22 protein-coding genes and 1 pseudogene are annotated in these 23,214 nt (G+C 47.9%); 2 read left to right on the top strand and 21 right to left on the bottom strand.

Features of this window, described 5'->3' with window-relative positions; all coding sequences use genetic code 11:
- Positions 1 to 184 precede the first annotated feature (184 nt).
- Positions 185 to 1,015: a histidinol-phosphatase HisJ family protein gene (locus DWY25_RS07640; RefSeq protein ID WP_117894738.1), complete on the bottom strand. Its 831-nt coding sequence runs from the start codon at positions 1,013 to 1,015 to the stop codon at positions 185 to 187.
- A 112-nt stretch (positions 1,016 to 1,127) separates the two neighbouring features.
- Here DWY25_RS07640 and DWY25_RS07635 point away from each other — a divergent pair, with 112 nt between their 5' ends.
- Positions 1,128 to 2,018: an AraC family transcriptional regulator gene (locus tag DWY25_RS07635; RefSeq protein WP_181981744.1), complete on the top strand. Its 891-nt coding sequence runs from the start codon at positions 1,128 to 1,130 to the stop codon at positions 2,016 to 2,018.
- Between the two features lie 338 nt (positions 2,019 to 2,356).
- Here the strand turns inward: DWY25_RS07635 and DWY25_RS18025 are convergent, their stop codons facing one another.
- From DWY25_RS18025 to DWY25_RS07605, 7 genes and pseudogenes are all read right to left on the bottom strand, one after another.
- Positions 2,357 to 2,809, bottom strand: coding sequence for a nucleotidyl transferase AbiEii/AbiGii toxin family protein (locus DWY25_RS18025; protein WP_261795722.1), 453 nt, complete (start codon positions 2,807 to 2,809; stop codon positions 2,357 to 2,359).
- A 79-nt stretch (positions 2,810 to 2,888) separates the two neighbouring features.
- Positions 2,889 to 3,356: pseudogene (locus DWY25_RS18020) on the bottom strand (nucleotidyl transferase AbiEii/AbiGii toxin family protein); the annotation flags it as partial.
- The gene (locus DWY25_RS07625) at positions 3,353 to 3,970 is read right to left on the bottom strand and encodes a DUF6088 family protein (protein ID WP_117894736.1); all 618 of its coding nucleotides are present in this window, start codon (positions 3,968 to 3,970) and stop codon (positions 3,353 to 3,355) included. The gene DWY25_RS07625 and the pseudogene DWY25_RS18020, both read right to left, overlap by 4 nt.
- A 186-nt stretch (positions 3,971 to 4,156) precedes the next feature.
- Entirely contained in the window at positions 4,157 to 5,008 is an 852-nt protein-coding gene (locus DWY25_RS07620; RefSeq protein ID WP_117894735.1) for an SIR2 family NAD-dependent protein deacylase, read from the bottom strand.
- An 86-nt stretch (positions 5,009 to 5,094) separates the two neighbouring features.
- Positions 5,095 to 5,880, bottom strand: coding sequence for a protein-ADP-ribose hydrolase (locus tag DWY25_RS07615; protein WP_117894734.1), 786 nt, complete (start codon positions 5,878 to 5,880; stop codon positions 5,095 to 5,097).
- Positions 5,877 to 6,482, bottom strand: a complete 606-nt coding sequence (locus DWY25_RS07610; protein ID WP_117894733.1) for a 4Fe-4S dicluster domain-containing protein — start codon at positions 6,480 to 6,482, stop codon at positions 5,877 to 5,879. Before DWY25_RS07610 ends, DWY25_RS07615 begins: the two co-directional genes overlap by 4 nt.
- 61 nt (positions 6,483 to 6,543) lie before the next feature.
- Entirely contained in the window at positions 6,544 to 6,945 is a 402-nt protein-coding gene (locus DWY25_RS07605; RefSeq protein ID WP_039863629.1) for a pyridoxamine 5'-phosphate oxidase family protein, read from the bottom strand.
- A 148-nt stretch (positions 6,946 to 7,093) separates the two neighbouring features.
- Here DWY25_RS07605 and DWY25_RS07600 point away from each other — a divergent pair, with 148 nt between their 5' ends.
- Positions 7,094 to 7,426: a winged helix-turn-helix transcriptional regulator gene (locus tag DWY25_RS07600; protein WP_117894732.1), complete on the top strand. Its 333-nt coding sequence runs from the start codon at positions 7,094 to 7,096 to the stop codon at positions 7,424 to 7,426.
- Between the two features lie 151 nt (positions 7,427 to 7,577).
- On the opposite strand, the gene DWY25_RS07595 is transcribed toward DWY25_RS07600, so the two are convergent.
- The 13 genes from DWY25_RS07595 to DWY25_RS07530 form a co-directional block, all read right to left on the bottom strand.
- Positions 7,578 to 9,086 carry an FAD-dependent oxidoreductase gene (locus DWY25_RS07595; protein ID WP_117894731.1) on the bottom strand — a complete coding sequence of 503 codons (1,509 nt, stop codon included), beginning with the start codon at positions 9,084 to 9,086 and terminating at the stop codon, positions 7,578 to 7,580.
- Positions 9,087 to 9,157: 71 nt separating this feature from the next.
- The gene (locus DWY25_RS07590; protein WP_117894730.1) at positions 9,158 to 9,946 is read right to left on the bottom strand and encodes a MerR family transcriptional regulator; all 789 of its coding nucleotides are present in this window, start codon (positions 9,944 to 9,946) and stop codon (positions 9,158 to 9,160) included.
- A 97-nt stretch (positions 9,947 to 10,043) separates the two neighbouring features.
- Positions 10,044 to 10,253 (bottom strand): DUF3791 domain-containing protein, encoded by a 210-nt coding sequence (locus tag DWY25_RS07585; protein WP_117894729.1) that lies wholly within the window; start codon positions 10,251 to 10,253, stop codon positions 10,044 to 10,046.
- Positions 10,254 to 10,622: 369 nt separating this feature from the next.
- A complete protein-coding gene (locus DWY25_RS07575; RefSeq protein WP_220412923.1) occupies positions 10,623 to 10,976 on the bottom strand; it encodes a DUF3990 domain-containing protein in 354 nt (117 codons plus the stop codon).
- A gap of 311 nt (positions 10,977 to 11,287) precedes the next feature.
- Positions 11,288 to 12,778, bottom strand: coding sequence for a lysine--tRNA ligase (gene lysS, locus DWY25_RS07570; protein ID WP_117894727.1), 1,491 nt, complete (start codon positions 12,776 to 12,778; stop codon positions 11,288 to 11,290).
- A gap of 432 nt (positions 12,779 to 13,210) precedes the next feature.
- Positions 13,211 to 14,614, bottom strand: a complete 1,404-nt coding sequence (locus tag DWY25_RS07565; RefSeq protein ID WP_117894726.1) for a hypothetical protein — start codon at positions 14,612 to 14,614, stop codon at positions 13,211 to 13,213.
- Entirely contained in the window at positions 14,611 to 15,495 is an 885-nt protein-coding gene (locus DWY25_RS07560; RefSeq protein ID WP_117894725.1) for an ATP-binding cassette domain-containing protein, read from the bottom strand. Before DWY25_RS07560 ends, DWY25_RS07565 begins: the two co-directional genes overlap by 4 nt.
- A 3-nt stretch (positions 15,496 to 15,498) precedes the next feature.
- Entirely contained in the window at positions 15,499 to 15,867 is a 369-nt protein-coding gene (locus DWY25_RS07555) for a GntR family transcriptional regulator (RefSeq protein WP_181981743.1), read from the bottom strand.
- 1 nt (position 15,868) lies between these two features.
- A complete protein-coding gene (locus DWY25_RS07550) occupies positions 15,869 to 17,332 on the bottom strand; it encodes a S41 family peptidase (protein WP_181981742.1) in 1,464 nt (487 codons plus the stop codon).
- Positions 17,333 to 17,351: 19 nt separating this feature from the next.
- Entirely contained in the window at positions 17,352 to 18,806 is a 1,455-nt protein-coding gene (locus tag DWY25_RS07545; protein ID WP_181981741.1) for a S41 family peptidase, read from the bottom strand.
- Between the two features lie 135 nt (positions 18,807 to 18,941).
- The gene (dusB, locus tag DWY25_RS07540; protein WP_117894721.1) at positions 18,942 to 19,943 is read right to left on the bottom strand and encodes a tRNA dihydrouridine synthase DusB; all 1,002 of its coding nucleotides are present in this window, start codon (positions 19,941 to 19,943) and stop codon (positions 18,942 to 18,944) included.
- A complete protein-coding gene (gene hslO / locus DWY25_RS07535; RefSeq protein ID WP_117894720.1) occupies positions 19,931 to 20,818 on the bottom strand; it encodes an Hsp33 family molecular chaperone HslO in 888 nt (295 codons plus the stop codon). The genes dusB and hslO overlap by 13 nt, the downstream gene beginning before the upstream one ends.
- Positions 20,819 to 21,193: 375 nt before the next feature.
- Entirely contained in the window at positions 21,194 to 23,155 is a 1,962-nt protein-coding gene (locus DWY25_RS07530) for an FAD-dependent oxidoreductase (protein WP_117894719.1), read from the bottom strand.
- Between the last annotated feature and the right edge of the window lie 59 nt (positions 23,156 to 23,214).

Raw genomic sequence — 23,214 nt, 5'->3', positions numbered from 1 at the left:
TTCCGCTCCTTTAAAAATGACCGCGAATTCACGCTGGATTCCGCGATCTTCCTGATGTTAGTTTCTATCAGATCTCCACAAGATTCAAGCTCTTTTGATTCCTCTTTTCGATTTTCGTCCGTTCTGACGCAAAAAGGCCGGTTCACCGACCTTCTTTCCTCCGTTATGAATGATCCTTTGTCCCTTACAGGGCATGGAAGACAGGCTGCATCTGATCAAACGTACAGAAGCTGTCGAAACCCAGCGATTTCAGAAGTTCCTTCGCTTCGCTGATCCCGGCTCCCAGATGTTCTGGTTTGTGACTGTCGCTGCCGATCGTCACAATCCGGCCGCCGCATTCCCGGTAACATTTCAAAATCTCGATGGAGGGCATTGTTTCCGTCAATCCGTAGCGCTTCGCCGACGTATTAATTTCAATCCCCTTCCCCTCCGCGACGACCACCTTCAAAATCTTCTCAATCCACGGTCTGACCCGCTCAAACGGATAAATTCCCGCAGGATCGTAGCGCTTGATCAAATCCAGATGTCCCAGTACGCTGTAATGCTTATATTTCTGAACGACCTCCAGCAATTCCTGATAGTAGCGTTCATTGTATTCCTGCTGCGATTTTCCGCGCTGGAAATCCTGCGTCCAGAATTCCTGATTTTCCACCTGGTGGATCGACAGAAGAATAAAATCCCAGGAATACCGCTTGAACAAGGCCTCAAACTGGTCGATCGTATGAACCTGAACACCAAACTCCAACCCGGTTTTGAGCGTGATCTGGCCGCCGTATTTCTGCTTCATCCGATCAATTTCGCGGATGTAGCGCGGCGTGTCGACATTCGCCAGCGGATCCTGCCCCCGATACACAATCGGCTTGCCGCTGTCCCAGTCTTCCTTAATTCCATAATCGACATGATCGGTAAAACAAAGCTCGTCCATTTTCATCCGGATTGCATCCTGAACAACACATTCCATCGGATAAACGGAATCGTCGCTGAATTCGGTATGGACATGATAATCCGCAAACATCGTGTTCCCCTCCTTGACTGATATCTCCAATCTATCCATAATTATAGAGTGAATTTTTTATCTTTTCTATTCTTATCCTGCGTATTTCTATAACAATCCTGCGAGGTGAATGATGAAAACACAAGTGGAGCTTAACGCTGACGCATCGGAAAAAATCCGCTACAACGATCCGGCCTATCCGATTTATCATTGTCCGGGCCGGCTCTCCGATTATCCCAATTATACCGCGCTGAATCATTGGCATGAGGATCTGGAGTTCATCGTCGTGCATTCGGGATCGATGAGCTACAATGTCAACGGCGAGATTTTAACGTTAAACAGCGGCGAGGGGCTCATCGTCAACGCCCGTCAGATGCACTATGGATTTTCCCCCGACCGAACAGAATGTACGTTTCTATGTCTGCTTCTGCATCCACAGCTGCTTTGTCCGCTGCCTTCATTCAAACGGAATCTTATTGATCCGCTGATCGAAAACACTGCGGCCCCCTTCGTTTTTTTGCGGCCGGAAATTCCGTGGCAGAAAGAAATCCGTGATCATATTCTGGCGATTGAAGCCGGAGCTGACACCCGTTCTGCCCCGCTTCAGGCCTTGTCCAGGATGGCTGCGATCGGAGCGCTGCTGGTAGAAAACCTTCCTCCTGCGGTTGTAACCGATGTAGAAAATCCGGATCTGCGTTGTTTAAAAGTCATGGTCGGAACCATTCATCTGCACTTTGCCCAAAAGTTAACGTTGGCTCAAATCGCCGCCAGCGGAGCGGTCGGACAAAGTAAATGCTGCAAATTGTTCATGCGCTTTCTGAATCAGACGCCGATGGCCTACGTCAATCAATACCGCCTTTATCAAAGCCTAGAGCTGCTGCGGGACACCGCCATGTCCGTAATGGAGATCGCGCTGGCCGTCGGCTTTGGCAGCGCCAGTTACTACGCGGAGACTTTCCGCAAAAACTTTGACCAAAGTCCGACGCAATACCGGAAGGAACATAACATGCTTCAGGATGCTTGAAATTCATGAGGTTCCAGCGTTTGATGAGCGTTAAAAATTGAGATCAAGTGATGTTAAATAGAACATCGCGAATATCCACGCTCAGACAGATTGATCTTTCCGCAATTTCTTCCGGCGCATAGACTTCACCGAGATTTAGGCAGGCATACATGGCCTGGGGATTTTGCGCCGTCCTCTGCCAGAAAGGGTATTTCATAATCCCTGGGAGGCTATGTTTATTGCTCACAATGAATAAAAATCCATAGAATCCATTCTCCTACATTTCTCATAGAAAAAAGGGAGCTATCTTCTCACAGACTCCCCACTTATACGTCTAAATTATAAATATAAGCCCTTATTTACAACCTATGTATTTCGTTTTCCAGATTTCTAATCAAATTCATAACCGTTTCAAAAGAAGGAATCTCACCATAAAGCATATTTTTCATAGCAGTATAATCCTCGCGCAGCGTTTCCATTCGGTATGCCGGAGGAAGCAGATTTAAAGTAGCAGGCACAGCCTCAAAATACCGAGCCCAGCCACGGGGATAGAACTTCATTTTGAAATCCACGACTCTTTGCAGCAAATCCAAACGTGAAAATGCTTTTGTCTTCACCGATGTTTGCGCCATGCAATACAAATCATAATAATGTCTGGAATACCGCCGGGGCATCGCCAAATGTTCCGGGCGATTCGCCTCGTGATGTAGGATTGTAGCTTTTTCCCAAAAGGTACGCTCCGGCGCGACTGTCAGCACAGATATATCTTTTTTCTTGAATAATTGCGGGTACTGTTCCGCCGCATAGGGCACGATATTTACCAGAACAGGCCGGAGTCCACGCAGCTAAAGCGCCAATCTCCAATCGAATCACCTGCAAGGTAGAAACGTCTGTAAACAAGTTTGGGTATGCGAAAATGACCGTTTGCTTATCTTCCTCGTCTATGTAAAGATTGACAGGCATACTCAACTCAATGGATAGACCTTCCTTAACCTGTGGGCAGAAAGTTTCCGCCAGAAAAACTTCAGCCCTCCTGTTTGCCTCTTTGTTGAAAGCATCTTGTTTGGTATTGGAGCGTGTTTCCCATGGCTCATTTTTATCAAACCCCAAAATACGCCAATCTAAAATCTGGTCAATATCCTCGGAAAAGCGGCTAATAAGATGATATCCTTTTGACAGACTGGTCCCGCCTTTAAATGTAATGGCCGACTTCCATGGGGAACGACGGAACAGATAGTCTAGAGTTAAGCAAACCCAAAAATCTTTTTCAATGATAGCGTCATGGAATCCTATTTTTGCCGCAGTATTATGAAATAATTCACGCCGGTCGTCTGCCGGCAATTTGGCAATCTCAATCATCCCCCCAGCTCTCCTTTACAAATTTCTTTTAGCCTAGTGTAAATCCAGTCCGTTACCTCGGTTCCTTCCCTCAACATGACCTTTTTTTCTTCCGGGTTCAATCTCCTGGAGAGGATGCGTATAGTTTTATCATCCACATTTTCCTTCCTCAATGTTTTTAAAGCCTGAACCACCAGAATTGTCATCGGGGAAAGCCCTGTGATTTCCTTATTTGTTCGGTGCTTAAATTCAATCGTTATCTTATCCCATTGATACGTTTTGTACGGTCCATCGCTGATATAAGACCAGACAGCGGTTACCTGCGTAGACAGTCCCAGCCTATTTAAAGCCGTGTCACCGCAAGGGGCAATTGTCCAATGATAGCATCTGGCAAGGGCTTGGGCAACCGCATCTGGATCCGCAGCCACATATTCCTTTAGGAGATTGCTGTATTTGGGTTTTTCAAACACTCCCCGGATAATGCGGCGCAGAATCCCATCACGAATTAAACGGTTTATACTCTGTTTGATGGTATTGGAATCCGCAATATCTGCGAAATCCGAATTGACAAACACAGTCCCAGCTGGAGTCTGCGCAATTCTGGCGCGCATTTTTTCTATATATCCATTGTTCATATGCCAGTCTCCTTTATGTAACCAATATTATATCTTATTAGTTACATCAACACAATAAATCTCCTCCTAATTCCATTCTAACCACATTCTACTCATTCTAACCAATTCATTGACAAGAATGGTTAGAATGAGTAGAAAGGAGTGAAAATGCATAGGAATTATCAAAAGACTTACATTTTATTGACTTTATAATACCCTCAGCGCTTCTCCAATATCACCCTGAATACAGATGGATCGTTCCACTATCTCACGAGGCGCCGCCACATCCTTCAGATTCAGACAAGCATAAACCGCATTCGGATTTTGCGCCGTCATCTGCCAGAAAGGGTATTTTATAATCCCCGGCGTATTCAGTCCCACTCCAAGCTCCAAAAACAATATTTTCTTGTGCGCATGCCGCCGGAGAAAATCGCCATAGCGCCGAGCCGCCGCATGCCAGCCTGGATCCTCGACAAAGGTAGCGTCAATCCGCAGATTCATGCTCATCGGTTTTCCGCAGCGGGGACAGCGGGGAATCAGCCGGGAGGGGATCTGAAGATTGGATTGCGACCGAACCATTTCATGCACAATCGCTTCATTGTCATAGGTTTTCTGGTGACACGGCACGCTGCATTGCCACAGTCCGTAATCGCCCTGCATGTAGAACAAGCGGTGATGATCGAATCCCGCCCGCTGGAACTGATGATCGACATTGGTCGTGATCACGAAGTAATCCTTCCCCTGAACGAGTTCCAGCAGCCGTTCATACACCGGATAGCGGGCGGGACTGTACCGGTTCAGCTCAATATACCGGCTCCAATAGGCCCAGTATTCCTCCAGTGTATCAAACGGGTAAAATCCGCCGGAATACATATCTTGAAATCCATACGCATCCGCGAAATCCTGGAAATGTTCATAAAACCGCGGACCAGACATCGAGAAGCCGGCGCTGATGGAGAGGCCGGCCCCCGCGCCGATCACGACGGCCTGCGCCTCCTTCAATGCTTTCCGCAAAGCCGCAATGGCCCCTTCCTGGGACTTGTCTTGTTTCTCTTGCATTGTCAATTCCTGCCTTTCGGATTGATAGAATAAAAGGAACTCTGTTTCAACCTGTTCCGGTTTCCCATAACAAACCAGATCACGGATCAGTCGCCGGAGTGTCCCAGCAGTGAGCGGTAAAGCTGAGCATCCTGATCGCGGAATACGTTAAATATAACCTTGAATGGATAGCCGCTACGGGCCAGAAATGTCCGGACTGTACGAATCGCTATCGGCGCCGCCGTCTGCGGAGGAAAGTGATACTCCCCTGTCGAGATGCAGCAAAAGACCAGCGTTTTCAGCTGATAATCAGCCGCTTTCTGCAAACACGCGGTATAACAGGAAGCCAGCTGTTCGCAATGCCGGGGTTTCAGGACACCCTGAATTTGCGGACCGACAGTATGCAAAACCCACGAAGCCGGCAGATTAAAACCCGACGTGATTTTAGCCTGACCGACTGGCTCCGGCATTTTCTGTTTTTCCATCAAGGTCTGGCAAGCCTGCCGCAGCTGGATCCCGGCCGCCGAGTGAATCGCGTTGTCAATACAGCCATGATTAGGAATAAAGCAGCCTAACAGCGCGTTGTTCGCGGCGTTGACGATCGCGTCCGCCTTAATTTTGGTGATGTCACCCTGCCACAGACTGATGCCCGGCTCCAGCTCAGGCAATTCGGTTGCATCGGGTATGACAGAAGAATTCAGCTCTGTTTGTAAATAATCGTCCTGAATCCGTAGCCATTCCGGATCCGCCGGCCAGGGCGGACGAACGTTCATCAGGCCGCGCAGCAAGCGTTGGCACTGGGGAAATTGATCGGGAATTTTTATTTGATCTTCCCATCTCTGTTCACGCAGAAGCTGACGGATCAGCCAGACGCAGCGCTCTTCCTGATTCATGGCTCGTGCACCACAGCCTGTCTAGGGCAATGCAGCTGGCACTGTCCGCAATGCAGACAATGTTCCTGACAGATGTGCGCCTGTTTGCCGGTCAGCTCAATACACTGCTGCGGACAAACACTCAAACAAACGCCGCAGCCGTCGCACTTCGCTGTGATCCCATACCGCATGCCTGCCGGTTCGACTTCGCCGATCGTAAAGCGCTGGCGATAAACCGGCCGCTGATTGAGATTGAAAATCTCACCCTGCCCTTCATAAAGCTCAAACATGACCAACGCCTGCCGGGTTGTTCCTGGATAAATCCTCTGCATATAAGGATTTCGTTCAAAGGCCAGATCCAGCAATCCCGGATCCGCCGGCCGCACTTGGCCTCGCAATGATACGGAAATCCCCTCCTTTACTCCCGACAGCGCGATAAACTTCTGCGTTGTCAGCTGATCGTAAAACGCTTTGCCGCGTGCCGTCAAAAAGATTGGTTTCCCGTCTTCGATCAACATGATGTCGATCGCCCGGGTCTGCGGATGTCCGTCTTCTCCCAAAGTCGCGGCGATGGTCGAATGAATATCTTCCTGCAAGATTCTTAAAATAGCTTCCTTTTCCATAACTTCTTCCCCCTTTCTCCGCTAAAAAGCGGCCGACCTCAACGGTCTGCCGGTTTGTCGGTTAGAGCGTGGTTGCCTGTGGTGGATTACCGGAGAAATCCGCGATCACAGCGTGCGCGTTTGCCAGATAGAAGACGACGAAGATCGGATTGTCCGGCGTCTGATACTGACCTTTGACAATCGGATTTTCAAGGCACATTTCCTTAACGGCACGGTTATCCTCAAAAACAACTTTTCCATTAAGGCGAATCCAGGCATAAGCCGGACTGGCTACGCTGAGCTCAACATTGGGATTCATCAACATATCCTGATAGACTTCCTTCGTGTTGTTCGTGCAGAACCACAGCTTGCCGTCTTTTTCACCGGCAAACATGAACGGACGGCACTTCGCCTTGCCATCGCGGCCAACCGTTGCCAGATATTGAACCGGATTTTCGTTTAAAAACTGAATTACTTCCTGCATTTTCTTTTCCTCCTTCAGGTTTTCCACAAAAGGACTTGTGTTTGTCCTTTGTCAGGATTAGAATAGCATCAAAGGGATCAAAACGAAAGTAAGCACTTAATTGTGCTCTAGGTTCCAAAAAGATACCAATGAGGAAAGAAGGGAGATTATGAGCGAAGTGATCCAGGAGAAGCGACTGCCAGCCTGTCCGGTGGAAGTCACTCTGACGCTTATCAGCAACAAATGGAAGGTTCTCATTCTGCGGGATTTACTGCCCGGAGCGAAACGCTTCGGTGAATTGAAGAAATCGATCGGTACGGTGACGCAGAAGGTCCTGACAGCGCAGTTAAGAGAAATGGAAGCCTCCGGCTTACTGACGCGCACCGTGTATGCCGAAGTGCCGCCGCGGGTGGAGTATGCGCTGACTGAACTGGGGTATAGTTTAAAGCCGGTGCTCGATGCGATGCAGGCGTGGGGTTCGGATTATCAGGCGAAGCATTAGCTCAGGGATAACGATTTCACTACAGATTTCCCCACAATCTAATCTTTGCCACTCTTTTTGAACGTAAAAACGACAGGGCGTCATCTGCATCCTGTCGTTTTTAAATAGATCAAATTTTACTTTCGTTGATCAATGCTTTAAGTCCGCAGACTTACAGCGCGCTGACTACCTTGCCCGCTTTGCGGCCCCAGTGAATCGCGCCCAGTAAAGCGGTTCCCGATCCCGGATAGAATGGACCTACCCAGCCGGCAGACGCCATCCCTGCGGCGTACAGTCCCGGAATCACTTCGCCTTGGGTGTTGACGACTTCACAGTTCAGAGTAATCTTCAGACCGCCGATCGAGCCCAGGTTCATGAACCCTTCTTCAAACGCGTAATACGGTCCTTCGATGACTTCCAATCCGGTCGCGCGGTCGAGCTGACGATCCTTCCCGGATTCTGTAATATCCTTGTTCCACTGATCCAGCGTGGCTTGCAGATTTTCGCCGTCGACGTCAATCTGCGCCGCCAGTTCCTGCATCGTCGCCCCCGTGAAGGCTTTGCCGGACGCGACCATTTCATCCAGCTTTTCTTTGGTCATAACAGCATTCGGACCGCAGATGGTGTAGCAGGCATGATTCGTCTTGGTCATCTCCCGCCACAGTTCGCGCGAAGTCAAAGCATACGTCGTATCTTCGCAGGCGAAACGACGGCCGTATTTATTTACGAAGAAACATGGCATCAGCGGCGTCTGGCGGTTAATGCCAGCGCTGGTCTTGCCCGTCAGGTCGATGACCCCGCCAAAATGCGTCAGCTGTCCGCCGATCGCCGCCGCCATCCGGATTCCGTCGCCGGTGTTGGTCGGCGCCGCCGCGCAAATCGAATTGGCGTTGTCATAATACTGATTCGGACTCAGCGCCTTGCTCATTTCCTGATTGTGATCAATGCTGGATGTCGCGATGATCACGCCCTTATTCGCCTTGATCGCGATGGTTTTGCCTTCTGATAACGCTTCCGCGCCAACAACCTTGCCGTTTTCAACGATCAGCTGGGTCGCTTCCGTGTTATACATAAATTCAACGCCGCTCTTCTCCGCCGCATCATGAACCGCCGTGAACATCCCGGAAGCGCCGACGGCTGTTCCATGAATCCGGTCGGCATAATTGCTCTCATCCGCCATCGGCACATGAGCGGAACCGGTGACGTTGGTGAATTCCAGCCCCAGACTTTCCAGCCATTCGATATGGCCCGCCGAACCAGCTGTCATGTCCTTAACCAGTTCCTCGTCCAGCGTGCCTTCGCCCTCTTCCAGGTAATACTGCGCATGTTTTTCCGCCGTATCCTCCTGATAGCTCGTCAATTTTTTCTGAGCCGCGGTGCCGGAAGCCTGGATAATCCCGCCGGAACGGATCGACGTGCCGCCGAAGCTTTCCGCTTTTTCCAGAATCAGTGCTTTCGCGCCGGCCTGGGTCGCTTCATAACCTGCGCACATACCCGCGCCGCCGGCGCCTAAGATCAGAACGTCAGTTTCCTTATCCCAAGTCCGCTGTTCTCCACCGCCTTGGTTTTCAGCTTTCGGCGCTTCATTGGTCGCGCATCCGGCTAACAATCCGCCAACAGCCAGTGTGGCCGCGGACGCTGCCATGCCTTTGATGAAATTTCTTCTTGAACACTCTTTCAAATTCTTTCCCTCCTTGAAAACAGATATCGTTCATCCATTCACAAGAAAAGTATAAACTGATGAACGATTCATCAGTCAAGCATTTTCAGAGGAATATCAACATAGACGTCGAAATATTCGTCGACCTGATTGTACTTACTGATCAACAGATAAATGACGAACTCCCGCTGCAGCCGCACACCCTGTTCTTCCATCGTCTGATATAAACTTTGCAAGGACGCCTGCAGCTGTATTTCAAACTCCGTTCCCCCGACGCGAAACGCGCAGAGGCAGCGCTGTTCCGCCGGATAAAAAATAGCCTGTTCCGGCAATGGGAGCTGAAATTCTTTGACCCACGCTTCTTTCAGCACCAGTCCCTGCGCCGACTGCGGCCGCAGCGTCACTTTGAAGTCCTGATCGCAGACTGCCGTGAACTCATTGCTGGGCAGCTGCTTATACAACGCCTTCAGCACTGGATCCTCCAGCGCTTCCCGTTTGATAAAATAATAAGGCTCCGTCATCAGCAGCACTGGATGATCACGATAGCTTTCATAGAATCGAAGCAGGTTCATGAAATTTTCCAGAAAGCGCTGCTTCAGCTGCAGCAGGCGGATCTGATCGTCAATCGTCTGCATTTCATTCTGGCAATATTGGAGCTTTTCCTCATTGTCCCACTGTCGTGTCAGCGCTTTAATCTCGTTCATGGAAAAGCCAAGACCACGGTAATGCCGGATATAGGAAAGCGCCACGAAATCCTGAAACGAGTAGGTATGATATTGATTGTCCAGCATATCCGGATTGAGCAGACCGGTGCGGACATAATGGTTCAAGCTTGTTCGATCAATTTCAAAAGCCCGGGATAACTGACCGGTTTTAAACATAGGCTTCACCTCTCGCCTATCATTTTACCATTATTTATGAAGGATAGTTGAATTCTTTTTTATTGAGTATGGAGAGGCAAGAAGGAATGAGTATTCGCTATAATTTATTTTGTTTCTGCGCAATAAGCCGATCAATATCCTCAAAAGCATTTTCAATTCGTTCAATGTGATATCTCTCAATCATCTCAAAAATAAAATCTGTCAATTCTAACGTATCCCATAATTTGAGGACTTCATCCGCCGTCGTATGCTTGTATGCTGCGTAACTTTCAAGCAACAGGATAAAAAATTCCATTTCTTTGTTCATTTTAATCTCTCCTTAAATATAGAGAATTGCGAGGATTACCCGTAATCTGTTCAGCTTCCCACATATCGAAAATTCCTAAAGGACTAAAATCCCACATTTCGAGTTCGACATTCGTCAGCATTTTATAAGTCTCTGAATACAAGAAACGTCTAAGTGCCGAAAGTGGTTCGACTCCATACTTATCCACAATCATCTGGGAAACCTTCTCATTATAAAAGGTTAAGATGAAAATCATCTCGTCTTTCACAGCTCGATCACCTCACTTAAACTTAATGCCTGAAGTGCCTTATCACTCTTAAAGGCAAACTGATCTTTTAATTTTTGCGGCAACAAGCGCTTTACCGTTTCCGCTTCATCATAAATTCCTGATCAATATAACTTAATAACAGGCATTGTTCGATCATTGGCTACAGGTCCAATAACAAGATCAGATTGATCCACAAAGTCTTTATCATTTCTGTTTTTTGATACAAATTTTAACCATTCAGCTCTCGGCTTATCAAATCTAATTACATTTAATGAGGATAACATGCTTTCATTAAGATTATAAACAGTGATGACAGGTGTTCCTGCCCCGCGTCTTTTCATTGTAAGAAAAGCCCATCTTTCTGCTTGATCATAACTTGAAGTAAGATAAAAACCTGTTCCAAAATCAAGCCTTCGGTCTGATTGAAGAATTCTTGGATCTTTTACTGCAACATTGCTTCCATGATACAATTTCATGCAGAATCTCCTTTCCGCTTATATTTACGCTCTTTTTGTCATGTTTTAGTTCGTAAATTTTTCTTTTAACGGCAATGACTACCAACATTATATCAAGTCTGATTTAGGCTTGCTGCCGAATTATTTTTTATTCTTTGTCTATCCTTCTTTTTATGATATCTATTCTATCAGTAAGATTCGAACAACTCAATCCCTCGCTTAGTTTCATCGTACAATTTGACAAGCGATAAAACATCATATCCTGTTTCTATAGACAAAACAGAAAAAAGGAATCGCCTTTGAATCAGCCATTCCTCTTGTGTTTCTATTTCTTACTCGTTGCGGTTCTTCATGTGCGGGAACAACAGCACTTCGCGGATTGATTCCTGGCCTGTCAGCAGCATCACGAAGCGGTCGATTCCAATGCCGATGCCGCCGGTCGGCGGTAAGCCGTATTCCAGCGCTTCGACATAGTCGATATCCATTTCGCTGGCTTCCGCGTCGCCCATTTCCTTCAACTTCAGCTGTTCCTCAAAACGCTGACGCTGATCGATCGGATCGTTCAGCTCGCTGAACGCGTTGGAATATTCTGTGCCGTAGATCAACAGCTCAAAGCGATCTGTGAACCGCGGATCCTTTGCATTCTTCCGGGCCAGCGGCGAAATCTCTACCGGATGTCCATAGACAAACGTCGGCTGCGTGATCTTTTCCTCGCAGAACTGTTCAAAGAACAGGTTGATGATATGACCGACTGTGCGTTCATGCGGCTGGACTTCAACACCATGTTCCTTTGCCAAAGCCAGCGCTTCCTCAACGCTCATGGCTTTCCAGAAATCAACGCCCGTGACTTCCTTTACCGCGTCGACCATGTGCCAGCGTTTATACGGAGCTTTCAGGGAAATCTGCTTGTCGCCCAGCGTGAAGTCAGTCTTGCCGAAGACTTCCATCGCAACGCTTTCAAACAGACCTTCGTTCAGCGCCATCATCCCTTCGATATCGCTGTAAGCCACATACGCTTCCACGGTTGTAAATTCCGGATTGTGCTTCGGATCCATGCCTTCGTTGCGGAACAGGCGGCCGATTTCATAAACCCCTTCCAGTCCGCCGACGATCAGGCGCTTTAACGGCAGCTCCGTCGCAATCCGCAGATAGAAATCCATATCCAGTGTGTTGTGATGAGTCACGAACGGTCTTGCCGCGGCGCCGCCTAAAATCGGCTGCAGCACTGGGGTTTCGACTTCCATCAAACCCTGACCATCCAGATAATGCTGAACAGCGCGGATAATTTTCGGACGCAGCATCGCGATCTTGCGGCTGTCTTCATTCATGATCAAATCAACATATCGTCTTCTGAAACGTTCCTCAACATCCTGCAGGCCGTGGAATTTTTCCGGCAGCGGCCGCAGCGCCTTGGTCAGATGCTCCAGTTTTTCCGCCTTCACTGACAGTTCTCCGGTGTTGGTCTTGCAGACATAGCCTTCGATCCCGACGATATCACCCAGATCGGCAGCTTTAAACAGTTCATAAATTTCTTCTCCAACCACACCTTTGTTGACGACGACCTGAATCTGGCCGTCGCGGTCCTGCAAGTGCATAAAGCCCAGTTTCCCCATCCGGCGCTTGGTCATGATGCGGCCGGCAATGGCACACGGAATCTTTTTTTCTTCCAGTTCTTCCTGGCTTACTTCGCCATATTCTTCCCGCAGCTGTGCGGAGCGATGCGTGCGCGCAAACGCATGGCCAAACGGATCGATGCCTTTGGCCCGAAGATCCTCCATCTTTTGACGGCGAACCAGTTCTTGTTCTGATAACTTCTGTTCCATTTTCTTTTCCTCCTTTTTGCTAATAAAAAAACTCTCAAATCCGATAGGGACGAGAGTTGTCATCGTGGTACCACCCTAATTCATGATTAAATCGCTTTAATCATCTTAGTGACTGATCGTATCAGTCTGCCCGTAACGCAGGTCTGCGTTGACGCTCCCAGCCTTTATTCGTCCGGATTCTGCATATCCCTTTTCACCAGCCGGGACTCTCTCGCTGCAGCGTTTCCGGATTACTCCTCTGTTCCTCGCGCAAATAATCGTTTAGATTATAGCATTTTCAAATTGTTTGTCAACGGGGGAAATGTCATTTCAGGGCTTAATGAACGCGTTTTACAAATTTTCCCGGAAGGAAAACCAGAGCGGATTGAATCTGCGTTTAGCTTATTCTTCATTGGATCGCAGCTTAATTGACGGGGATAACCTCAAGCCAGATTAAAACAGCTTGATGTTCACATCTTGTAAATAGAAGGCATTCTCCCAGCCCGGATAATCAACATGAAGATAAGTGAAGATTGGAACATCCTGTTCTTCCAGCAGTTCTATCACCGGTTCCATAATATCTGTATAATAAGGAAGATAATAACTGTATTTATCATCGTGTGTGCGATAGTCCATTTGAATGGCACCCACCGCGTCTTTCAATCCTTGGCGGCGATACCGCTTATCCGTTTCCACCTGAGCCTGAATCAGGATTTCTTTATCCTCCTTACTTAAGCTTGCGGTATTCTCCACCTTAAAGTATTTATAATAGCTTCCGACTTTGCCAAGACCATCATAATGATTGATAAAGAAGACGTCTTCGACGGTTGTATGACGGGTCATGCCCCAGCCGCCGCTGACCCGCCATGACCAAAAAATTCCCTGAACCACCAGAAACTCAACGGTCAGTACCAGCAGCATCATTTTGTTAAACTGAATCTTCGAGTAAGAAAGGAAACGAATCAACAAGTAGAGGACAGCCGCCAGAATTACGGAAAGCAGACATTGCTGCGGCCTGACCGCCGTCAACGATCCCCAAATCATCACACCAGCCGCGGAAATGAGCGGCATCAGCTTGAATAACGAACTTTGCATTAACGTTTTATGCTCGTTCTCTGCTGAATTTTTAGTCACTTGATAGACTGCAGGCAACGCCACGGCCAGATAAATACCGTCAACAAGCAGACAGCTTCCTAATGAAGGAAATGTAGAGTCGCAAATCAACCCTTTCGCCGCAAGAGTAAACAAACCCGGAAGACATCCGAAATCATGCAGCAGTGTAAAGAATTCCTTGAGTTGATAACGATATGTGACCGTTCCCCGCATAATATCCACAGACGCCGAAACGATAAAGACCGGAGCCAGCGTCCAGACGGTGATCGTCAGCAGTGCCTGAAATGATTTGCGGCTGCGCAGAAATACCCAGGCGCAAAAACAAAGATAGATCAACATCGCCAAAATCAGCTGTACCGTTCCATTCCAGATTGAGATCAAAGTGGCGCAGCGGCCAAGCATAAGAATGCCCATGACCAGCCAGGCGATCAGATAAGGAATCAGGAAGATGAGAATGCCGGCCGTCAACCGTGTTAAAATCAAACTTCTTTTCGTCAGTGGCAGTTGATAATCATGAATTTTTTCTTCCCGCTTCATCGTAAAGCCCAGCTGGCGCTGGACCAGAATGACGATGAGCAGCAGCAGATAGATGAAATAAAAGTTAAACAGAAGACTGGCCTCGTCCATCATCGTTGGAAAATTGACATAGACGAACGGCATGATCAACAAATCCAGAAGCAGCAGACAGAGAAACAATTTAAAATCTTTCTTTAACATGGATGTTAATAATTTCTTATGGATCATTGCAGTTCCTCCCGCTTTTCCAGCTGCGCCAGGAATACTTCTTCCAGCGTACAATCAAAGATTTCAAGAATGACCGGCTTCTGCTTCCGCAGCTTCGCTTCCACCTCGTCATGACTGCCGCGCAGAATCGCCTGCGCCATCCGGGAATGAATTTCCAGCTTCAGCACCTCAAAATCCTGAAACATCGTGGGATCGATCGGATGATCAAACGCCAGATGGACTTTAACCAGCTCCTGCTGCGTTTGAAACATGGAGTTCTGATGCAGAATCCGCTTCTCGTCCAACAGTGCGTATTCATCGCAGAAATTCTCCAGATCGCTCAGCCGGTGCGAGGTTAATATCGAGGCCATACCTTCCTCAACGGTCTGCGCCGCCAGCTGTCCTTGAAGCAGCCGTCGGGCAAACGGATCCAAGCCGTCAAACACCTCGTCGATCAAAAGCAGTTCCGGGTGCGCAGCCAGCCCTGCCGCCATCAAAACCTGCCGTTTCATTCCCTTGCTGAAAGCGGAGAAAGGCTGTTTCGGATTAAGCTTTAACTGGCTTAACAGATCGTAGAACAACTCCGATTCCAGGGCCGGATAAAATAAGGAAAGATATTCGATCAGTTCCCGGGCATTTTCCGTCTGCGCAAAAACGGGTTCATCCTGAACCAGGAAAATCTTTTGTTTAACCTCCGGATGATCGAGCACCGGCTGTTCTTTCCATGTAATTGTTCCTTCATCGACGGGAATCGCGCCGCTGATACAATGCAGCAGCGTGGATTTCCCCGCTCCGTTGATTCCGATCAGCCCCAGGATCGAACCGGACGCCAATTCTAAGCTGCAATGTTCCAATACTGTTTGTTCGTCGTACACCTTCCGGCAATTTTCCATCCTTAACATGGTTTACCCCTGCTTTCCTTCATAAACTTCCCGGACAATTTTCTGCGCGTCATCCTCAGAGATTCCGGTTTCCTGACAACGGATTACCGCCTTGCGGAATTCTTCTTTTTGCCTCTGATATAAAATGGAATGCACATTCTGATCGCTGACAAAAAAACCTTTTTTAGGTTCTGTGACCAGAATGCCTTCGTCTTCCAGCTCCTGATAGGTTTTCACCACTGTATTGGGATTGATCCCCAACTCCCGCGCCAAAATCCGCACCGAGGGCATCCGGTCCTGCGGCTGCAGAACCCCAAGACTGACATACCGGATAATTTGTTCCTTCAGCTGTTCATATATGGGCTGACGGCTGTGCTGATCTATTGTAAACATGTCATTCTCCTGTTCGTTCCTTGATTTGACGCTGCAGTGTTTCAATCGCGGCATTTAAAACGGTATCCTCACCGTTTAATAAATCTTCCGGCGTTGTCCACAATTCAATGTCCGGCTCTGCACCGCGATTCCAAATACTTTTTTTATTTGGACCATAACAATTCATAATTGACAAGGTATACTTGCTTCCATCTGAAAGAGAGACATCATAAATATTTCCTGTCGCTCCATGGGTTGTCAGACCCATCAGTGTAAAATTATCCATAGCTTTCGCCATAACAGAAAAAGTATCTGCCGCCGATCCAGCATATGGCGAAGTAAGAATAACGACAGGTTTATCCATTGTAAAAGGTTTCTTAGGAAATTCCCGATGATCCTCAAGCTCTTCGATATGGCTCAGATAATCATCGATTTCTTCATCTATCCCATAATACTCATGTTTTACCATGCGCTGAGCAGATTCATCAAGTTCTCCTCCACTATAGAAGAGAGAATCATCATTATCTCCATACGGAATCCAGGAAGAATGAAATTCAGATTCAAATCGGAAAGTTCTTGGTAAAGGCTGATCTGTAAAAGAATTTAAAACAATATCCCCATTATATGAATTTCCACCACCATTGCGACGAATATCAATAATTACCCCTGAATACGGTTCTAGCAGGGGCATGACTTGTTCATAATAGAGGTCTTCACTGTCTCCCATAAAAGATGTTATTTCTAAATACACAAGATCTTCGTTAAGTTCACATACAAAATAAGGACTGGATTTAAGCAGATGTTTCTTATCTGAAAGTGACAGTGTTTTTAACTGATTTACATAAACAGAACTCGAGGTTTCATAACTGACTTTTGAATCAACAATTTCACCTTGCGGGGTTAACCATTTTAATGTAATCTCTTTTCCTTTTTCATCTCTTAAAAACTGGTCTACTGTTTCGATTTCATGGGCGGGTTCCGTCAGCACCGGTACATACTTTTCAAAATTCTCCAGAATGTAATCGAGTGCCGGCTGATTTTCTACTTCAAGGAGTTCGCTGCCTAAAGGAACTTCATAATCCCGGCTGGCAGCTTTGAGAAACAGCCTGCCATCAAGATCTTCCAGGTCAAAAGGCAGGTAGGCTTTGTTCAGCTGATATTCTGAAGCGGGAATAAAGCTGGTATGTCCATCATGAAGCAAGGCAACAAATTCCCGCATGGCGTCAACATATTCATCATCCGTTTTCGCGTTCATCACCCGCGGTAAGAATTCCTGATATTTCTCATCCCAGTCAAAATCCTCCGGCATCTGATTCCAATATCCGTAATAATACTGCGCTGTTGACCAGACTTCGGATAAAGCTGCAACTCTCAGTTCAACTGATTTAGTACATTGATCTTGTACCGGCTCTTCAACATGCTGCGTTTTTTCAGAACAGCCTGCCAACAACAGGATCACGATCAAGGTCGAAATTAATTTTTTCATTTTCATCCTGCCTTATGATTTAATTGCTTTCTTTTTGTAAGATTTCCTCTAATGTTATAATTGCGGTGTTAAGGACGGTATCTTTACGATTTTTCAAATCTTCGAGCGTCTGCCAGACTTCGATATCGGGTGCAATACCATGATTCCATATACAATATCCTTCAGGGCTATACACATTATCTACCGATAAACTATAATAACTGCCATCAGGAAGTTTAACTCTATATTTATTCCCGGTTGCGCCATGAGTGGTTAACCCCATTAATGTAAAGTTATCCATAATCTTGGCTTTTGCCGCAAAGGTATCGGCCGCAGAACCAGTTTGATCTGAGGTTAAAACAATAACGGGCATGGTCAGCACTCTCGGTACATCCATTGTAAACCAATTATCCGCCTGACTTAACACATATTCAGATAACTCTCCCTCGACGCCATATAAGGCGTGTTTCATCATTTTCTCAGCAGCTTCCTTCATCTGATCATTAGTCTGAAAAGCAGGATTATCCGAGGCATAGGGAACCATCGAAGAATAGAAAACGGAATTAAATCCAAAATTAGGCGGCACACCCTCAGTTGACAAAGACTGCAGGATAATATCACCATAACGAGAATTTCCACCGCCATTTTGTCTTACATCGAGAATACATGCATGATAATTTTCAAGCTGCGGCATAATGATATCAGTAAACGTATCATCCATACCTCCGCCGGAAAATGAACGAATTTCTATATAAAGAATATCATCATTGACTGGCGCAACAGTATAGATTTGTGAATTATATAATATTTTGTCAAAATTCATATTTACTGAAAGTTCTTCAGTGATCGCGTTATTTTGCTTACTATACTCCAGCTGGATTTCCTGTATGGATTTGTCTTCTTTTTTAAATTGAAGAGTAATTTCTTTACCGACTTCATCATTTCTGAATTGATCCATCGTTTCGCGTGTATGCGCCGGTTCGGTCAGAACTGGTACAAATTTACCATAATTAGTCAAGATATAATCCAACGCTGGTTCTTGATTAACACTGACTAATTCACTGCCAAGCTCAATGTCTACTTTTTCATTTTTCCCCATTAAATAGATTTTTCCATCAAGGTATTCCAAGCGGATGGGCAAACTCCCTTTATTGGATTGATAACCCTGAAACGGAATGTACTTCGTATGTCCATCATGAAGTAAAGCAGTGAACTCACGCATCAAATCGACGTATTCATCATCAGTCTTGGCTGCCATAACACGCGGCAGAAATTGATCAAACGCAGCATCCCAGTCTACAATTTCAGACAGTGATTCCCAATATCCATAGTAATTTTTAGCTGTAGACCAGACTTCGGCCAAAGTTCGCACACGCAAATCTTCTTTGATTGTGCATTGTTCTACAACTTTTTCTCCCTGCGGCACATCCATTTCCGTTGCACACCCGCAAAGCATGAAGACTGCTGTCAATATCGCAAACAATTTCTTTCCCATTCCGATCATCCCCCAAGATCGCAAAGCGATCTGTACTATTTATAATAATACAGTATAACAATCTTTTCCGTTTGTCAATTTCGAAAGAAAAAAACCACTCCTTATCTTCAGGAATGGCTTTTGTTCTTGATTCATTTACTCTGCCAGATACAGCCTATCGAAATTGCCGCTGATCAACGCTTCCTCATAAAGCTTTAGCATCGTCTCGAATTCAGCATAGGTTGTCATCTGATTGATCCGATCTTTCATCCGATTGGAGTAGGGAATTCCCTGGATGTACCAGCAAGCGTGCCCGCGCATTTCCTTCATCCCAATCCGTTCGCCTTTTAATGTACACAAACGACGGGCGTGTTCCAGCGCAATCTCAAATTTTTCATGATCGCTGACGGGCTCAACAGACCCTTCCCCAGAGAACGCGCAGACCAGATCGCGGATCAGCCACGGATTACCCAATACACCCCGGCCGATCATCACCGCATCGACCTGGGTTTCCTGGATTCTCGCCACGGCGTCTTCCACACTGCGAAGATCGCCGTTGCCTATCACGGGAATGGAAACGGCTTCCTTGACCTTTTTGATCCAGCTCCAATCGGCCTTGCCCTCATACAGCTGACTACGCGTCCGCCCATGAACCGCCAGCGCGCTGACGCCGGCTGCTTCCAATCCCCGCGCCATTTCCAGCACGTTGATCGACGAGCTGTCCCAGCCCAGACGGATCTTGGCTGTCACCGGTTTTTCCACCGCTGCCACAATTTTACGCACCAGCTGATAGGTCGCTTCCGGATCCTTCATCATCGCGCTGCCGGAACCGGAATTGACAACTTTCGGTACCGGACATCCCATATTGATGTCGATCACGTCGCAGTTGGTTTTATCCAGCACCTGCGCTGCCTGAATCATCGACGCCTCTTCATGACCGAACAGCTGCATCGCGATCGGATGTTCATCCGGAGCCAGCTGTGTCATCTCCATCGTCTTTTTATTGGAATAACAGATCGCTTTATCGCTGATCATTTCCGTATAGATCAGACCCGCGCCGAATTCATGCGCGATCGTCCGGAACGCCGCGTTGGAAATTCCGGCCATCGGCGCGATGACAACCGGATTGGCAATTTCAAGATTTTTTATTTTCCACATGCCGCTTTGAACTCCAGGATGCTGCGGAGATCCTCTTCGGTAAACTGCACTTTATTGTTGCAGTATTCGCATTTCACTTCGCAGCCGTGGTCTTCTTTCAGCATCTTTTCCAACTCCGCGCGGTCCAGCGTTGTCAGCGCCGCTTTAAAGCGTTGCTTGCTGCAGTCGCAATGCCACTGGATCGGTTTTTCTTCGAGAATTTCCAGATTGTCAAACAACATCGCCGCTAGTGCCCGGGCGTCATGACCTTCCTTCACCAGCTCCGAAACCGGACGCAGCTTCGCGACCGCGGCTTCCGCCAGCTTGATATCATCTTCCGTAGCCTCCGGCATCATCTGGATCAGAATTCCGCCCGACGCCATCACCGAGTTATCCGTATCAACCAGTACGCCCAGCGATACCGCGGAAGGCGTCTGTTCCGAAATTGTAAAGTAATACGCGAAGTCCTCGCCGATCTCGCCGCTGACCAGCGCAACCTGACCGGTGAAGTCGTTCTTCATATTCATCCGTTTGATGACCTTTAAATAGCCATCCTTGCCGACCGCCATTCCGACTGCCAGCTTGCCGGTATCGTTATATTTCAGATAAATTTCCGGATCGCCGACAAATCCGCGCACATCGCCGTTCGCCCAGCCGTCGGCCATGATCGTTCCGATAGGACCGCCGCCGTTGATCTGAACGGTCACCTTTTCTTTTTCTGTCTTTAACATGCTGCCCAAGATCGCAGTGATCGTCAGCACCCGGCCTAACGCCGCCGCACTGGTCGGCCACAGATCATGCTGCTTCCGCGCCTGTTCCGCCAGCTGCGTGGAGGTGCAGGTCAGCACCCGAATATGCCCGTTCGCACTAATCGCGTGAATTAATGTATCCTTCATTGAAAAAACCTCTTTTCTATCCTGTTTTTTTGCACCCTAAGTTTATTATTAAACCGGGCGCTTGTCAAACACCCTGACCTGTCTGAAGGTAAGAACAACGCAAATCTTTATTGGAAGCCTTTGTTTCTCCTTTCGCGTTTAAAAGTTCACGGACTTCTTCGGCCTTCATTTCCAGATACAGCTTCGCTGAATAATCCAGGGAACGTGGAAAATTGGCATTTTTTTTAATTTTTGCCAAAATATCACGTCAGCGGATGTTCTTCATAGGATATCAGAATGATCGATCCTCTGCAAATTCTTTCCTATTTATATAAAAAGAAAAGACAGAACAATCATCTGTGATCATTCTGTCTTCTTTCTTCAGATAAAGCTGAATTACTGTGCGGAAGCCTGGTTCAGGCAGTCCGTGACCGCATCCAGGATTCTGCCGCTGGACAGCGTGCAGCCCGAGATCGTGTCGACGTTGACGGAGTTTTCCGTAACGATCGCCGCTGGCAGATCGCTGATTGCCTTGTCGGCAACACCCGCTGTTTCATGCTGTTCAACGATTTCAACCGCGCTGATTTTGCCGTCCGCGATTGTCGTCTTGACTGTCATCTGACCTTCCTGGCCTTCGACCGTCGCCGTGTATTCGCCGTCTTTCAGCGTCTTGCTCATATCGAAGCGATCCGCGGACGCCGTTTCCTTCTCAAACAAGGAAGCGTCGAACAGGTTGGATACCGCTTTCACCGTATAGCCTTCCGCTAAGGTGTCCGTCATTGCAGTACGGCCCGCAATCCGTCCGAAGGTGATCGGACCCATGACGCCGGTGCCGCCGGAAACGAACTTGCCCCAGATGCCGCCGGTGCATTCGCCTGCTGCGTACAGACCCGGAATGACGTTGCCGCTTTCATCCAGTACATGCGTCTGCGTGTCGATCGAAACGCCGCCCAGCGTCATAACGACCAACGCTTTTAACGGAATTGCATAGAACTTGTCGCCTTCGATCTTGTTGACCGCTAAGCTGTAAGCCGATGGTGTCGCATCAAAGCTGCGTCCGAATTCATCTTCAGCTTCGCCGTCGACGGCTTTGTTGTAAGTTTCAACCGTGGCCTTCAGCGCCTCCGCCGGAACGTTGATCAGCGCTGCCAGTTCGTCCAGCGTCGCCGCCGACTTCACCAGGTTCTTCGCGCGTCCGGTTTCCGGATTGAAATACAGCTGGTACATCATATCGCCGCCGGCTGCAGAAAGATCCGCAATGATCTTATCGGTGAAGATATCATACTGAACCGCGCCCGGCTGTTCTTCCAGAGCGACTTCACGCACATCGACGCGCGCTTCCTGTTCGTTGACAAACCGCTTGCCTTCCTGGTTGACGCAGATACCACCTGCCTTCCAGGTGTAAGTAGAACCGATCGTTCCGCTCTGCGGGCCGGTCTGCACGCCCATCGGAAATGTCGGGATATAGCTCATCGCTTTTTCATCGACGTTGGCGCCGACTTCCTGCATCATCCGCAGGCCTTCGCCCATCGAGGTTGTGGAGCTGAGGTAATCCGCACCATGTTCCGCGTATTTGCCCATCAGCTTGAAGTTTCCGGAATAGCCGCCGGTCGCCATCACGACGCCCTTGTTGGCGGTATATTTAATCGTCTTACCATCTTCGGTAACCGCTTCAACGCTTAAGACCTGACCCTTGTCGTTCGCCAGCAGCTTCACGCCGTCGGTGTTGAAATCAATTGTGACGTTGTCCAGTGTCTTGATGTACTGATCGAGCACCTCATGCGCGGCGCTGGAATAATGTTCCTTGTCGTCCGCCTTTGGTTTGTAGGTCCGCTGTACGGAATATAACTGGTGTTCCGGTGCGAAGACCGCTTTGCCGCCGGTCGCTTTGTCTAACGAGAATTCGTTGTCGGCTAACCCGTGCTCCAGCATCCATTCAAACATATCCGTATCTTCGTTCACGAACGCTTCGACCAGCTCGCGGTTGCCCAGCTGAGCACCGTTTTTCATAATGTCTTCCACAAAGGAAGCTTTCGTGTCTTCGATGCCGGCTTCCTTCTGCAGCGAGGTTTCTGCTGCGGACATTGATCCGGACGTCAGATTCAGATTCCCGCCGGTACGGTTGCTCTTTTCAATAATGATGACGTTCTGTGCGCCGTTGTCTGTGGCCGCGATCGCAGCGGATAACCCCGCTCCGCCTGCGCCTACGACGATGACGTCGGCTGTTTTTTCTTCATCATACGCCGTGGCCGGCGCTGACGGTTGTTGTTCCGCAGGCTTGTTGTTGGACGTTGAGCATCCGCTCATCGCGGAAACCATCAACAAGAAGGCTGAACATAAGGCTACTGTTTTCTTCATTTCTTTCCTTCCCTTCTGTCACCATTCTACCATTTAAGAATGTTTTCACAATATCAAAT

The sequence above is a fragment of the Holdemania filiformis genome (genome assembly GCF_003459085.1).
Classification (GTDB): domain Bacteria; phylum Bacillota_I; class Bacilli_A; order Erysipelotrichales; family Erysipelotrichaceae; genus Holdemania; species Holdemania filiformis.
The sequence above is the reverse complement of the archived record's forward strand: the minus strand, read 5'-3'. Positions and strand labels throughout refer to the sequence as shown.

What these genes read in the sequence shown, in the direction of transcription:
- DWY25_RS07620 (WP_117894735.1), bottom strand. Translation starts at nt 5,008, where the DNA reads ATGCAAGAGAAACAAGACAAGTCCCAGGAAGGGGCCATTGCGGCTTTG.
- dusB (WP_117894721.1), bottom strand. Translation starts at nt 19,943, where the DNA reads ATGTGGAAAATAAAAAATCTTGAAATTGCCAATCCGGTTGTCATCGCG.
- DWY25_RS07615 (WP_117894734.1), bottom strand. Translation starts at nt 5,880, where the DNA reads ATGAATCAGGAAGAGCGCTGCGTCTGGCTGATCCGTCAGCTTCTGCGT.
- hslO (WP_117894720.1), bottom strand. Translation starts at nt 20,818, where the DNA reads ATGAAGGATACATTAATTCACGCGATTAGTGCGAACGGGCATATTCGG.
- lysS (WP_117894727.1), bottom strand. Translation starts at nt 12,778, where the DNA reads ATGGAACAGAAGTTATCAGAACAAGAACTGGTTCGCCGTCAAAAGATG.
- DWY25_RS07600 (WP_117894732.1), top strand. Translation starts at nt 7,094, where the DNA reads ATGAGCGAAGTGATCCAGGAGAAGCGACTGCCAGCCTGTCCGGTGGAA.
- DWY25_RS07575 (WP_220412923.1), bottom strand. Translation starts at nt 10,976, where the DNA reads ATGAAATTGTATCATGGAAGCAATGTTGCAGTAAAAGATCCAAGAATT.
- DWY25_RS07585 (WP_117894729.1), bottom strand. Translation starts at nt 10,253, where the DNA reads ATGAACAAAGAAATGGAATTTTTTATCCTGTTGCTTGAAAGTTACGCA.
- DWY25_RS07555 (WP_181981743.1), bottom strand. Translation starts at nt 15,867, where the DNA reads ATGTTTACAATAGATCAGCACAGCCGTCAGCCCATATATGAACAGCTG.
- DWY25_RS07625 (WP_117894736.1), bottom strand. Translation starts at nt 3,970, where the DNA reads ATGAACAATGGATATATAGAAAAAATGCGCGCCAGAATTGCGCAGACT.
- DWY25_RS07590 (WP_117894730.1), bottom strand. Translation starts at nt 9,946, where the DNA reads ATGTTTAAAACCGGTCAGTTATCCCGGGCTTTTGAAATTGATCGAACA.
- DWY25_RS07565 (WP_117894726.1), bottom strand. Translation starts at nt 14,614, where the DNA reads ATGATCCATAAGAAATTATTAACATCCATGTTAAAGAAAGATTTTAAA.
- DWY25_RS07530 (WP_117894719.1), bottom strand. Translation starts at nt 23,155, where the DNA reads ATGAAGAAAACAGTAGCCTTATGTTCAGCCTTCTTGTTGATGGTTTCC.
- DWY25_RS07610 (WP_117894733.1), bottom strand. Translation starts at nt 6,482, where the DNA reads ATGGAAAAGGAAGCTATTTTAAGAATCTTGCAGGAAGATATTCATTCG.
- DWY25_RS07550 (WP_181981742.1), bottom strand. Translation starts at nt 17,332, where the DNA reads ATGAAAAAATTAATTTCGACCTTGATCGTGATCCTGTTGTTGGCAGGC.
- DWY25_RS07640 (WP_117894738.1), bottom strand. Translation starts at nt 1,015, where the DNA reads ATGTTTGCGGATTATCATGTCCATACCGAATTCAGCGACGATTCCGTT.
- DWY25_RS07545 (WP_181981741.1), bottom strand. Translation starts at nt 18,806, where the DNA reads ATGGGAAAGAAATTGTTTGCGATATTGACAGCAGTCTTCATGCTTTGC.
- DWY25_RS07605 (WP_039863629.1), bottom strand. Translation starts at nt 6,945, where the DNA reads ATGCAGGAAGTAATTCAGTTTTTAAACGAAAATCCGGTTCAATATCTG.
- DWY25_RS07560 (WP_117894725.1), bottom strand. Translation starts at nt 15,495, where the DNA reads ATGTTAAGGATGGAAAATTGCCGGAAGGTGTACGACGAACAAACAGTA.
- DWY25_RS07635 (WP_181981744.1), top strand. Translation starts at nt 1,128, where the DNA reads ATGAAAACACAAGTGGAGCTTAACGCTGACGCATCGGAAAAAATCCGC.